Origin of the sequence: Pedobacter sp. CAN_A7 (assembly GCF_015752175.1) — a bacterium.
In the GTDB taxonomy this organism is placed as follows: Bacteria; Bacteroidota; Bacteroidia; order Sphingobacteriales; family Sphingobacteriaceae; genus Pedobacter.
In genome coordinates, this window is sequence record NZ_JADOUW010000002.1 from 1 (window position 1) to 14,080 (window position 14,080).

Here is a 14,080-nt window from a genome sequence, read left to right on the forward strand (position 1 = left end):
TTTAGCTCTTCAAATCAACCTTCTCTCTATCCTTTTCCCTGTTTCCCTTCCTCCGAAGCGGGATGCAAAAGTAGGAAAATAATCTATCCCTGCAAAACAATTGTAGCTTATATTTGTATAGACTAGCTAAGTCGCTCTGTTACTGATAAAAGAATTACGGTTTTACATTCTTATAACTGCCTATCGTAGATGAATAAAGTAAATCACTACCAGGTGATAGCCAACCTTTATATATAACTGTATTAATAAGTAAAAAATAATAGGCAATTGACTTACTTATAATAACGTATACCTTTATAATATACTGGCCTTCTACAACAGGCTTGTCAATAACCCATACTATATATAAATCAACACATTTATATCCCATAAGGATTTTTATATGCTTTTTAGAAAAGCCAGGTTAAAGAGACATTAAACACGCATATCTTACGGGAGTTGCCGGATGAAAAGTGTGCAAAAGGTGTCTCTAACAAGTCGCGGATCCGCACTATAGAGAAACCTGATCCTAATTTTTAAACAAAAAAAAGAGCGGCCAATCCTGGAACGCTCATTTTTAACTAACTTATTATTCATAAAAAAACTGGCTGTTGGGGAAGGAGTCGAACCTTCAAGGGGAAGTTAGCCGCAGTTCAAAATTAATTTGTGGTCAACCCATAAACTGTGTTTATCCCATGATCCCCACCACCGAGACAAGAAGGTGTGTCTGCCAATTTCACCACCCAACATTAAATAAAGAACTCACTCTTTAGCTGTAGGGGAAGGAGTCGAACCTTCAAGGAGTAGTTAGCCCTTACGGGTTTTCTATAATCTCCACCACCGAGACAAGGAGGTGCGTCTGCCAGTTCCACCACCCTACATTGTTAAGCTACGTTAAAGAACTTACTTTTTTTCCGTTTGCTTGATACAAATGTAATCGAAACTCCAATACGTTGCAAATATATTAAACAATTAATTTTATTATTAGTAATTTTATAATTAAATTAGCAATTCATTATTATATATTCAAATCATGATTAAAAAAGAAACCCAAAATTCAGAAATTGATAACCTGGATATTGACATCTTAAAGCAACTGATGGTGGATGCCACAAAGCCCTATACCGAAATTGCAAAAGACCTGATCGTTTCAGGAGGCACTATTCACGTTAGGATGAAGAAATTGCAGGAAATGGGTATCATCAAAGGTTCGCATTTAATCATCGACCCACAGAAAGCCGGTTATGACATTTGCGCTTTCCTGGGTATCTACCTGGAAAAAGGGATACAGTATAAGGATGCCGTTGCCCAATTGAGTAAAATAAAGGAAGTTGTAGAGTTACATTATACCACAGGATCGTATAGCATGTTTGCTAAAATCATCTGTAGAGACACTAGTCACCTGCGTCATGTATTAAATGAAGAGATCCAGGCAGTGCCAGGTATACAACGCACAGAAACGCTGATCTCTCTTGAAGAAAGCATAAAACGGCAGATAGAATTATAATTCCACCTGCCGTTCTGTGCCAGACCCTATAAATGGGTTATTTGAATTTATTTTTTAATGCTTCCAGCTTTAATTGCAAATCACCTTCTGCATTTGCTTTAGCACGTTCAGGTTTTGCAGGAGGGCGCGAAGATTTGGCTAAAGGCTTTACCGAAGGTGCAGCTTTAGCCGCAGGTTTATTAAATGACTGCTTGGATGGCTGCGCTGACTTTGCCCTTGGCTCTGTTTTTCCAGTTTTCATCGATAAGGAAATACGCTTGCGGGCAACATCCACTTCCATCACGGTAACCTCAACCTTTTGATGTACTTTAACCACATCATTGGGGTTAGCCACAAATTTATCCGCTAGCTGGCTGGTATGTACCAGACCGTCCTGATGAACACCAATATCTACAAAAGCACCAAAATTGGTAATATTGGTTACAATTCCAGGTAGTTTCATGCCTAGTTTCAAATCTGCAATTTCATTTACCCCATCTGTAAAGCTAAAGACTTCAAACTGCTCCCGTGGATCGCGACCTGGTTTAGCCAATTCCTGCATAATATCTGTAAGCGTAGGTAAACCCACCTGCTCGCTTACATATTGCTGTAATTTAATTTGTTTCTGTTTTTCTACATCTTTAATTAACTCGGCCAGGCTACATCCAAGATCTTCCGCCATTTTGTTGATTAAAGGATAACGTTCCGGGTGCACCCCACTCGCATCTAATACATGTGCAGCATCGCGAATGCGGAGGAAACCAGCCGCCTGTTCAAAAGCTTTATCTCCTAAACGAGGTACCTTCTTCAAACTCTCCCTGTTTTTGAAAGCTCCATTGGTATTTCTATAGGTCACAATGTTTTGCGCCAGTTGCGGACCCAGGCCAGAAACATAGGCTAATACCTCTTTTGAGGCAGTATTTAATTCTACACCTACCGCATTTACACAACTCATCACGGTGTCATCCAACGATTGCTGTAATTTATTTTGATCAACATCATGCTGGTACTGCCCTACCCCAATGGATTTAGGGTCAATTTTTACCAGTTCCGCTAAAGGATCCATTAAACGGCGTCCGATAGATACAGCACCCCTTACGGTAATGTCATGATCAGGAAACTCTTCACGCGCCACATCAGAGGCAGAATAAATGGAAGCCCCATTTTCATTCACCATCACGATGGTTACTTCTGGAATGGATAAACCACGAATAAAAAGTTCTGTTTCCCTGCCGGCCGTACCATTGCCAATGGCAATCGCTTCTACCTGATGGGCTTCACAAAGTTTCTGAATGATTTCGCTGGCTTTTTTTACATTTCCTTGTCCGGTATGAGGGTAAATGGTCGTGTTTTCTAAAAGTTTACCTTGTTTATCCAGGCATACCACTTTACAGCCGGTACGGAAACCCGGGTCAATGGCCATCACATTTTTTTGTCCCATTGGAGCAGCCAGTAGCAACTGGCGGGCATTTTCTGCAAACACACGAATGGCCTCTTCATCGGCTTTTTCCTTTGCCAATACCCGCAGCTCGTTAGACATGGATGGTGCAAGCAAACGTTTATACCCATCCTGTATGGCCAGTTGCACTTGTTTACCTTGTGCGTTCTGCTTTTTAATAAACTGCTTTTCGAGTAAAACCAGTGCCGCTTCTTCAGGAGGCAAGACTTCTAATTTTAATATCGATTCATTTTCTGCACGTCGCATGGCTAAAACGCGGTGCGATGGTGTCGATTTTACAGGCTCTTCCCAGTTGAAATAATCTTTATACTTGATGCCTTCATCTTCTTTACCTGCAACCACCGCTGCCTTAAAGCTGGCTTGTTGCTGGAAATACTTCCGCATGGCAGTTCTGGTTTCCGCATTTTCATTTACCATTTCGGCAATAATATCACGTGCGCCTGCCAGCGCCTCAGTTGCTGAAGCTACACCAAGCTCCGTATTCAGGTATTTAGCAGCTTCCGTTTCCGGATCGGCATTGCCCTGATCTAAAATAGTTAAGGCCAAAGGCTCCAAACCTTTTTTCCTGGCTTCGGAAGCCCTGGTTTTACGTTTCGGTTTATAAGGAAGGTAAATATCCTCGATGGCCTGGATGGTCACCGCAGCATTAATTTGAGCTTCGAGTTCAGGTGTTAATTTAGACAAGGCCGTTAAAGCCTTTAAAATAGCCTCACGTCTTTTGTCCAAATCACGTAATTGCTGGAAACGATCACGGATCGCAGCGACCTGCACTTCATCTAAACTTCCGGTCACTTCCTTGCGGTAGCGGGAAATAAAAGGAACTGTAGCCCCCTCGTCTAATAATCCGATGGTAGCTAAAACCTGTTTCTCGGTAGTCCCTAGTTCCAGGGCAATGGTTTTTGAGTGTTGACTCATATTGATATCTTTTAAAATAAAAAAATCCCGAACGACAGTAGCCTTCGGGATTCATATTTCAGTTTATGACAATAACTATTTTGCTACGTACATTACTTCTTTAACAGCTTTCACTACACGTTCTGCATTTGGCAAACTCGCTGCAATTAGCGTTGGTGCATATGGAAGCGGCACATCGGCACAAGTAATACGCAATACCGGCGCATCAAGGTGATCGAAAGCATTTTTCTGTACATTGAAAGCAATCTCTGAAGAAATAGAAGCCAATGGCCATGCTTCTTCAACAATGACTAAACGGTTGGTTTTCTTTACCGACTCGATGATGGTTGCATAATCGATAGGACGAACCGTACGTAAATCGATAACTTCCACATTAATTCCTTCTTTTGTTAATTCTTCAACAGCAGGATTAACGACACGGGTTAACATTTTACCAAAAGTAACGATGGTTACATCAGTACCTTCTTTAGTAATTCTAGCTTTTCCAAGAGGGATGTAATATTCTTCTTCAGGAACTTCACCTTTATCACCGTACATTACCTCAGATTCCATGAAAATAACTGGATCCGGATCAATGATTGATTGTTTTAATAAACCTTTAGCCTCATAAGGCGTAGAAGGAACCACTACTTTTAAACCAGGACAGTTAGCGTACCAGTTTTCAAAGTTTTGGGAGTGTTGTGCACCTAATTGTCCGGCGTTACCAGTTGGGCCACGGAAAACAATAGGAATAGAAAATTGTCCACCACTCATAGACAACATTTTTGCTGCACCGTTAATTATCTGATCAATAGCAACTAAAGAGAAGTTAAAGGTCATAAATTCTACGATTGGAATTAATCCGTTCATTGCAGCACCGATACCGATACCAGTAAAACCAAGCTCAGCAATAGGGGTATCAATAATGCGTTTGTCGCCAAACTCATCCAACATTCCCTGACTAACCTTGTAAGCACCGTTATATTGGGCAACTTCTTCACCCATTAAAAATACGTTTTCATTTTTACGCATTTCTTCACTTAAGGCTTCACGCAGGGCTTCTCTAAATTGAATCTCTCTCATTGTATATTCAAATGTTAACTGTGGCAAATATAAGTATTGTAATCTAATTAAAAAGTAGTGTTTTAATTACATACCACATAAAGTAACATATGGGGAGTAAGTGAAGCTACTTTCCACTGTAGTGGCCTTGAAGGGCACATTTTGGTCATATAACTGCGACAGTTTAAGGCGAAGCAGCTGTAAAAACTCCTGTTTTACCTGGTGTAGGTGCATGCCGGTCAGCTTAGTTTTCTCCTTACCTTCCATAAACAGGGCACCATCTTTACGCATGTTACGCACGCTGTATATATTGGGTTCTACCCAATCTTTAGCATTGGCGGTTTCATAAACATGGGTATAAAAGAGCGTTTGTACCAGGGCTTTATTTTGTTTTTTACCATCGGTATCAAAAACATCATCAAGACAGCTGTAACGCAAATCATCACTACCCGTTTTATAATCGACAATGCGAATGACCCCGCCTTTCTGGTCAATCCTATCAATAATGCCATGCAGGTAAATGGTTTTCTCTACGCCATTTACCGTAAATTTAAAAGGAATATGGTCTTTCTGCTCTAAAGCAAGAATTTCAAAAGGAGCATGGGCCTCATCATAATCTAAAATAATACCTGCATATTCCTGTACAATGGCCAATACCACTTTCTGCATGCCGTTATGGGCCAGCGCATGGTGCTGGTCTTTAAACACCACTTGCGCAAAAGCACGTTCAGCTAAAGTATCGAGGGTTTTACGGTGCGTTGCAATCCGGTCCTTCGTCATCTCCGGATCCACTTTCCGCAGCTCCTGGTAAAAGGTTTCCAGCACCCAGTGCAACATCAAACCGATGATATTGGCTTCCACATTTTCGATCACCTCTTTAGGCTCTTCAATTTTGGCCACATAGCGGTAAAAGAACTGGAGGGGGCAGTTGATATAGGTAGTGATGGCTGACGCCGAAAGCCGTGCCTCCCCACTAAGGTATTTATTGAGCAGGCTCATCACCTGTTCGTCTTTAACAATCTCTACGGTCACTTTACTTTCAGTCGATATATTCTGCTGGTGCTCCAGGTAGTTAAACTGGTAACCACTTTCATATTCCAGCTGCCTTAAAAAGCGACTAGGTTCGCCGGTATTGGTATCATCGGCCTGTGCGTTATACACCAAACTGATTTTTTCGGCACGTTGAAGCAGGCGGTAAAACATATAGGCCGAAATGGCATCCTGGTTTTCCAACACCGGTAAACCATGTGCTCTGCGGATGCTATCGGGAATAAAACTTGGCGAAATACTCACCTGTGGCAAGATCCCTTCATTTACCCCTAAAATATAAACGGTCTCAAAATCAAGGTTCCTGCTTTCCAGTAAACCCATCACTTGTACACCTTGCAAAGGCTCGCCAGACAAAGGCACCGCAATTCCCTGCACAGCCCGCTGAATTAAAGACAATACAAACGTCAATTCTTTATTGACGGCACCACTTTGAAGGTGATCTTCTAATGCATCATGCAGCTGGTTCAGCTCTTTGATCACGGCCACAAATAAATCTGTTTCAGTCTGTTTAAGTGTTTTTTCTGCCAATTGCTGCTCCAGTACATATTTTAATACACGCTGTAAGGCATTTATAGCTTCACCGGCATCAGTTACTTTGGCAAAAAACAGTTCAAATAATTTCTTTTGTCCCTGCAGGCGCGAAAGTGGCACTTCTACCAGTTGCTCCTCTACCAGCTTTTGCTGTATTTTATCGCGGGTCTTTTCTCCGATGCCTGTGAGGGGATGAGAAAGGAAAGCTTCCACTTCTTTAAAACTAACGGTTTCTTTCTCTCCTTCGCTAAGCTGCGCCTGCACGGATAACCATAAATCCGATAGGCCAAAAATAGAACTGGCCACCAGTGGATAACCCATGGTGACGTTGAGGTCTATAGGAAAAGTGGTTCCCCCATCCTGATATTGAGTGGGGATGGTTTGCAAAACCGGCAACAGCAAACTCTCGTCGGCAAGGATAATGGCCATTTTACCGGGTTCATCAGCCGCACTCAACTGTGGATAATCGGCAGCCAATGCAGACTCCAGAATCTTGGCTTGCGCTGTTTGCCCCTGTGTCTGGTACACATCAATAGTTTTAACAGCGCTTTTGATCAGCGGCCTGCTGGCACCCAAAGCATTTATTAAACCCGTTTTCTCAAGGTTTTTACGTAAGAACAAACCTGCTTCCTGGGTTTTATCGTCTATATAATAAGTATCAGTATCAAAATAGAATAAGGCCTTATCTTCTTCCTGCCAACGTTTAAATACCCTGGCTTCGGCCTGAGTTAAAGCATTAAAACCTACAAACACCAATTTACCTTGTGCAAAAGCATTCGTAAAATCAGGTTGTGAGGCCGTTCCTTCTGCCAGCTGGCGATACACCTGCCCCATGGTAATCATCCCCTTTTCTTGCAAGGCGGCATGGTAACGATAGTAAAGGGTGGGCATACGGCGCCACATTTTGATAAACTGTTCCTGCTGTTTCTTTTGCTGCCCCTCGTTATACGATTTCCAGAAATCTTTTAAAAACTGCTGCTGCTCATCGGTCAGGTAGTCGAACTGGAAATCGATCTCTGCGATGTCTTTCAACTCCTGAAACAACTTTTCTGCGTTCACCAAGTCGTTATCAATTTGCGAGAAGTCGCCTAATATAATTCTGGCAATGGGATAAAACTGATGTAGTGCCATCCCGGAACCACCCTCTTCTAGCAGCAATTTATTGTATTGCTGGAACAAGGTAAAGAACTGGGTATAGGGATCGGCAATCTTTAAATTGGTAGAACGGCCAAAAAACTCCTGGATGGTAAAAAAGGAAGGGCTCCAAAAAGGTTTCTGGATAATGTTGGCCAGGTGACTTTGCAAATAGGCGGCTGGTCTTTTATTGTTAAATATAATGGCCGACTGTTGTAATTGACCGTCAAACCGCGTCACTAAATCTTCAGCTACTTCTTTTAAAAATGGTTTCATATAGGGTATAGATAGCGTATTGCGGATTAAACTGCTTTTAATTTACCGGTTACGGCATAAAACAAATAGGGGGTGACCTGCGGATAGCCCATGGCCAGCAACAGACTTTTGTAATGGTCTACCTGCTCCATATGTTTATCGCTTTCCTCCAAAGTAAACTTATAGTCGATGATGATCACCCCCTCTTCCTTCACCAATACCTTATCCGGGCGATAACTTTTGCCCTTAGTATCAATAATGGTTTGTTCGATTAAACTGTATTTGGTATCGCGCAACACATTTTGCAAGTCTTCGTTTTCCAATACCGCCAATGCGCGTTTTTTTAAGGCTGCAATTTCATCCTGTTGGAATAAACCTTCAGCCTGCATATCGCTTAATACCTGGTCAACTTCTTCCTTATAGGTAGCCCTGGCCAGAACTTCGTGCAAAATACTACCCGTACGGCCAGCATCGGGACCAATCAGCAATTCCAGGTTCTGACGTTTTAAACCTGCATCAAATATTTTAGTGAGGCGGTTAGACACCGGATATTCCTGCAATTCGATAATACGCTCTTGTTCTGCTGTCGATTCTTTTGTTAACACCGGTTCATCTAACACATACTCTTCCTCATGACTGATCTGTTCGCCAAGCGACCTGATCAGCAGATCACCGATATTGGTCATGGAGTCAGCCTTTTTCCAGGGTGCACTGATATATAGGTATTCTTTAGAACGGGTGGTGGCCACATATAACATGTTCAAGGCATCCATATTATTATACAGGAGCTCTTCGAAATACGACTTCGCTACGGTAGAGTTGCCAAGTTCTTTATTGTATTTTAAAGGAATGCTGTTTAAATGGTGATAAGGTGTGCCTGCTGCAGGTACCCAGAATATACTGTTTGTTTTACCATTGATGTCCCAATTGCAAAAGGGTACCATAACCGCTTTAAAGGCAAGGCCCTTTGATTTATGAATGGTCACCACTTGCACGGCATCGGCACTGTCTGATGAAGGCAAGGTTTTTTTAACGCCTTCTTCTTCCCAGTAACGTAAGAAAGCCGTAATCCCCTTCTCCCCCTGACGGGCGAAGTTACCGGCAAAGTCGCGCAAAGCAAACAGATAAGGCAAATGTGCTTTCATGACGTTCAAGCCATAAGCTTCCATAATTTTCTCGAGCAGCTCAGGCAGGGGCTGTTGCATCCAGTGCTGCCAGTTAAGGCATAAATCAGGAGGCAACACTGCAGTCAGCTGCGAAAGCTTTTTAAACTTTAAGCCGAAATAATGATGGGTGGCTACTTCCCTTTGTTGTAAGCGGTTATATAAGCTTATGGCATTGGCTTTATATAAAGCGGTATTTTCAGGCAAGCCAGCCAGCACCTGCATGGTATTTAAAATTAACTTCACCGCACTGTTATTGGCAATAAGCAAGGCTTCGCCAGAAATCACGTTGATGCCATTTTCTAACAGGGATTTCACCGCAGCAATGGCCTCCGAGTTTTTACGAACCAAGACACAAATGTCTTTACGTTTGTATTTTTTCACCTCCAGCAACCAGGTAATTTCTTCCATCATCTTCTGAATGGCCAGTTCGGTAAAAGTCAGCTTGCTCTCCCCCTCTTCATTTTTAAGCACCAGGCATTTAATCGTTCCACCTTTTAATGTTTTAGGTGTTGACTTTTGTGTGGCACCGCTATATACATCATTAATAATATGGTCAAAACCTTGGTCCGTCCACCAACCCTGAATATCATTGCTGGTTTCCTGGGCCGCTATGGTTTGGTTTAACTGCATTTGCAGCAAGGCTGGCAATTCTTTATATAAGTTATTGTTAAAATCTATAATGTTTTCGGTACTGCGATAGTTTTCTTCCAGGCTGTCGTCCATAATATGGTGTGCACCCAAATCAGTTTTCGCCTGCTGGTGCAGGATGTTCCAATCGCCGTTACGCCAGCGGTAGATCGACTGTTTGGTATCGCCTACAATTAAATGATCAATCAGCTGCTCACTTGGTGCCGCCATGGCATTACTGAGTAAGGACTTGAAACTACCCCACTGGTTGGCCGAGGTATCCTGAAATTCATCAAACAGAAAGTTCTTGTAAAAACTCCCCATTTTTTCCCAAATAAAGGAAGGGTTATCATCGGCGTCATCGGTAATGCCTTTAAGAATGTTCTGTGCGTCGCTAATTAGCAAATTCGGACTCTCCTCACGGTAGCTTTTTAGCAGGGCGGCCATTTCCTGCATAAGGCGTAAGTAATAAAGGTTTTTGTTAAACCCTTGCGCCAACACATATGCTGCAAGACCATCCTGATAAAAAGTGATCAGATCTTTTAATACCGGATTTAGCTCCTCATACAGGGTACTGCTTTTCCCTTTCTGCAGCCACTCTTCAGGTTCATCAATTAACTTCCCAAATTTAGGAATGACTGAGAAGTCGCCATTAACCACTTTTTGCAGGTTATTTAATGGTGATCGTGATTTCCCTTTTAAAATTGCCGGATCAATATCAAGAACCTGGTAAATCTCCCAGGCATCTTTTGCTTGCTGCAATAAGGTACTTTCAAATAAATCAATTTGCTGGCGGGTAAGTACTTTGTAATCATTGAATAAATCATCGAGGTTAACTGACTGACTTAAAGTTTCCATGGCCATTTCAAAGGGCTGATAGCGTTCCTTAAAAATCTCACTTGTTAATTCAAGCAACTCCCTACGGTAGTTCCAGCTTACATTATTTTGTATGCGGTCTTTTGCCAGGTTAATGATCCATTGTAACAACTGTGGCTGATCGTCCAAAGCCTTGTCCAGTTTATCGGCAAGCTCATTTTTAACTTTGTCGTAATTCATTTCCAGGCCGTATCCTGCATCTAAACCCAATTCGAAAGCGAAACCCCGGATTACCTTTTGCACGAAACCATCAATGGTACTTACTGAAAAGCGACTGTAATCATGTAAAATTTTACGATAGATCACATCAGCCTGTTGTTTGAGTTGTTGGGCGTTTAGTTGAGGGTGTGCCTGCAGCACCAGCTTCCTATAGTCGTTGATTTTATTGCTTTCATCTCCAGTAGCTAAACCCCTTAACACTTCCAGTATTCTGGTTTTCATTTCTTCGGTAGCCTTATTGGTAAAGGTAACCGCCAGAATTTCCCGGTATTTGGTTTCGCCACTAAACAGCAGGATCAAATAATGTACGGTTAAACTGAAGGTTTTTCCGGAGCCAGCAGAAGCTTGAAGTATTTTTAAAGGTTTTAGCATGAGCGTCAAGTTAACAGGATAAATATCCAACTTATGGGCAATTGGCTATATAAAGCTTATAGATTACCCTTTTTAAGCATTTTTAATGGTTGCAATAAAGGTATTTATATATTTAAACTAATGCTATACCTACAAAGATTAAACAGAACCTATAGTCCTAAACGCAAAAAAGACCAGCTTGATGTAAAGCTGGCCTTTTTTGCTATGGTTATTGATGGTTATAGGCCATCACCATATTTATAAAATCCATTTACAGAAATTGGAAGTCTGCCAGTTGCAATCAGTTCATTTGTAAAAACCTTTGCTGCAGCTTTCTGCATAAAATCTTCTTTTTGGTAAGCCACTAAAAGTGCTTTGCTGTTTTCCAGACCTGCCCATTGCGACAAGTTATATGGATTAGCAAATACCGCGAAGGCAGCATTTTTCTTAGACATGTCCTTAATAAACATTTTCAGGTCTGCACTAAGTACCATACCATTTCCAGGGCGTGTACGAGAATCGTGTATACCAATAATTACTTGATCGAATAAATTAAGCTCTCTTAATACCTTGGCAACAGCATTGGCGTTGGCGTTTTTATCAAGCGTGAAAAATACCGAGTTTTTATAATAAGCACCTAATTCCTTTTGAAAAGTAGTGGCTTTAGGGGTGCCTATGCTAATGATAGCCGTTCTTTTACCTTTTGCTAAGGTTTTGATGTATTCTCTTCCTTTCAGCATGGTCATAGAGGCATCGGCAAGTTGCTGCACTAAGGCATGGCTCTCCGGTCGGTTAACTTCTGCCGCTACATTTCTTTCATCAAGTGTACCCCTTTGGTGTAAACCCGCATAATATTTGGCCATCAGGATTTTTTTAACGCTATGGTCAATTTGCTCCATGCTGATTCTTCCTGAACGAACAGCCCTACGCACTAAACGAATGGCACGTTCACTATTTTCTGATAACTCCAAAATGTCGTTGCCAGCAATAATACCCATCACATCAGCTTCACCATCTTTAAAGTGTTTCACCACACCTTTCATTTCCATGGCATCAGAGATAATCAGCCCCCTAAAACCTAACTCTTCTTTTAAAAGACCAGTTACAATGGGTTTAGACAAAGTAGATGGCATGTTAGGCGTAGCATCTAAGGAAGGGATATTCATGTGGGCAATCATAACACCTGACGCACCCTGCATAATCAACTCGCGGAATGGGAAGATTTCCAAGCTATCCAGGCGTTCTTTTGTGAAGGTTAGCTGTGGCAAATCGTAGTGAGAATCTACGTCCGTATCACCATGACCGGGAAAATGCTTAATACTTACCAATAAACCACCGTCTTGCATGCCCTTCATGTAAGCAGCACCTTTGGTGGCTACGTTATATTTATTTTCGCCAAAAGAGCGGTAATTGATTACCGGGTTCTTTGCATTGTTATTTACGTCAACATCTGGCGCAAGGTTCATGTGCATGCCAATCCGTTTGTAGTCTTTAGCTACTTCCAATCCCATTTTATAGATAAGATCTGTTCCCTGAATAGCACCTAAGGCCATTTGGTATGGGTAAGAAATGGTGCTATCTAAACGCATGCCCAGTCCCCATTCGCCATCGCTGGTCATCAGTAAAGGTACTCTGGACAAGTTTTGGTATTTGTTGGTGAGGATTGCCTGACGGCCTGGGCCTCCTTGAAAAAATACAATTCCACCGATTCTTTCTTTCTGGATCACCCGCCCGATAGAATCTTCATACGCTTTTGTCGAGTTTGTTAGTCCCCTAACAAAGAACATCTGCGCAATTTTGCCACGTCTGCTTAATTTATTAAAAACTGAGTCTACCCATTCATTGGGTTCAGACAAGCTTTCGATATAAGATTTTTGTTGAGCATTTACAGTAGTGAAGGAAGCTACGGCGGTAAGCGTAGCGATAGCTAATAATTTAATGTTCATTCTTAGTGTGTTCGTTTAACGGCTTATTTCTTTTGGTGTCGGCGCAAAGTTAGTCAAAAGAGTCTTTAACTAAATTATAATTTCCGGCTTTAAGAGGTTTGCTGGTGCTACAGGGTGTTCTGCGACTAGAAAGCCCGCAGCTTAATCGTTTAAGGCGGAGCAGCGGAGTAAAAGCTACCTTTTAAGTGATAATGTATCAAATTTAATACAGTTTTAATATGCTGTTTAAATTAAAACCATAATGAGCTGCTGTGTGGAGAGAAATATGGAAAGTGCTGTATACCAACAGATCAACTAAATAAGCAGGGGTTAAAACGCTTACTTTCCGTTAATGGCACATTTATTTCAAAGGGGATGATAACAATTAGATGAAATTATGAAAAAGATATTCTTATTAGCCGCTGGCTTATTATTTACAGGTTCTATTTATGCACAGAGCCCAGTTCGTTTCGGAATTAAAGGTGGTTTAAACTTGCCTAACATTGTTCAAAGCGACAATAGTGATTTTGATACGAAGATCAATCCAGGTTTTAACGTGGGTGTTACTGTTGATATTCCTTTAACATCAGGTATAGCTTTCACACCGGAAGCTTTATATGCAACTAAAGGTTATAAATTAACTTCAGGAGCAGGCGAATTTACACAAACCACTAATTTTATTGATATTCCAATTTTAGCGAGTTTCAAAATTGCTGGTAGTGGTTTAAATTTAGTTGCTGGTCCGCAAGTGTCGTTTTTAATGTCGACTAAAAACAAGTTTGAAAATGGTTTTGGAAGTGTTGAGCAAGAAATTGTTGAAGATGATTCAGACAGATTCAAGAAAAGTTTATTCGGTGGTGTAGTAGGTTTCAGGTATGATGTAACCAGCAACATTGATTTACACGGACGTTATGCACTTGATTTCCAGAAAAACAATGAAAATGGAACTGAGCAAACACCTGAATTTAAAAACCAGGTATTTTCTATCGGTTTTGGTTACAAATTCTAACCAAAGCGTTTAAATATTGAAAAAGCACCATTCTTACGGAATGGTGCTTTTTTTTGT

Annotated in this window: 7 protein-coding genes and 2 tRNA genes; 2 read left to right on the forward strand and 7 right to left on the reverse strand. The window is 41.4% G+C overall.

From position 1 onward, the window contains the following. Positions 1-584: 584 nt before the first annotated feature. Both IWX76_RS06245 and IWX76_RS06250 read right to left on the reverse strand, forming a co-directional pair. Positions 585-728 (reverse strand) — tRNA-Asp (locus tag IWX76_RS06245). A gap of 24 nt (positions 729-752) precedes the next feature. Next, positions 753-860 (reverse strand) — tRNA-Asp (locus tag IWX76_RS06250). Between the two features lie 152 nt (positions 861-1,012). Here IWX76_RS06250 and IWX76_RS06255 point away from each other — a divergent pair. Continuing rightward, the gene (locus tag IWX76_RS06255) at positions 1,013-1,486 is read left to right on the forward strand and encodes an Lrp/AsnC ligand binding domain-containing protein (RefSeq protein ID WP_196859060.1); all 474 of its coding nucleotides are present in this window, start codon (positions 1,013-1,015) and stop codon (positions 1,484-1,486) included. 37 nt (positions 1,487-1,523) lie between these two features. On the opposite strand, the gene IWX76_RS06260 is transcribed toward IWX76_RS06255, so the two are convergent. The 5 genes from IWX76_RS06260 to IWX76_RS06280 all read right to left on the reverse strand — a co-directional run bounded on the left by IWX76_RS06260 (position 1,524) and on the right by IWX76_RS06280 (position 13,035). Beyond that, on the reverse strand, positions 1,524-3,839 hold the full coding sequence (locus IWX76_RS06260; RefSeq protein ID WP_196859061.1) for a Tex family protein: 2,316 nt from the start codon (positions 3,837-3,839) through the stop codon (positions 1,524-1,526). A gap of 75 nt (positions 3,840-3,914) precedes the next feature. Continuing rightward, positions 3,915-4,901 (reverse strand): pyruvate dehydrogenase complex E1 component subunit beta, encoded by a 987-nt coding sequence (locus tag IWX76_RS06265; RefSeq protein ID WP_196859062.1) that lies wholly within the window; start codon positions 4,899-4,901, stop codon positions 3,915-3,917. Positions 4,902-4,967: 66 nt separating this feature from the next. Then, positions 4,968-7,871 (reverse strand): PD-(D/E)XK nuclease family protein, encoded by a 2,904-nt coding sequence (locus IWX76_RS06270; RefSeq protein ID WP_196859063.1) that lies wholly within the window; start codon positions 7,869-7,871, stop codon positions 4,968-4,970. Positions 7,872-7,897: 26 nt separating this feature from the next. Further along, the gene (locus IWX76_RS06275) at positions 7,898-11,110 is read right to left on the reverse strand and encodes a UvrD-helicase domain-containing protein (RefSeq protein ID WP_196859064.1); all 3,213 of its coding nucleotides are present in this window, start codon (positions 11,108-11,110) and stop codon (positions 7,898-7,900) included. 218 nt (positions 11,111-11,328) lie between these two features. Then, on the reverse strand, positions 11,329-13,035 hold the full coding sequence (locus tag IWX76_RS06280) for a glycoside hydrolase family 3 protein (protein WP_196859065.1): 1,707 nt from the start codon (positions 13,033-13,035) through the stop codon (positions 11,329-11,331). A gap of 376 nt (positions 13,036-13,411) precedes the next feature. Here IWX76_RS06280 and IWX76_RS06285 point away from each other — a divergent pair, with 376 nt between their 5' ends. After that, a complete protein-coding gene (locus tag IWX76_RS06285) occupies positions 13,412-14,023 on the forward strand; it encodes a porin family protein (protein ID WP_196859066.1) in 612 nt (203 codons plus the stop codon). The last annotated feature ends 57 nt before the right edge of the window (positions 14,024-14,080 follow it).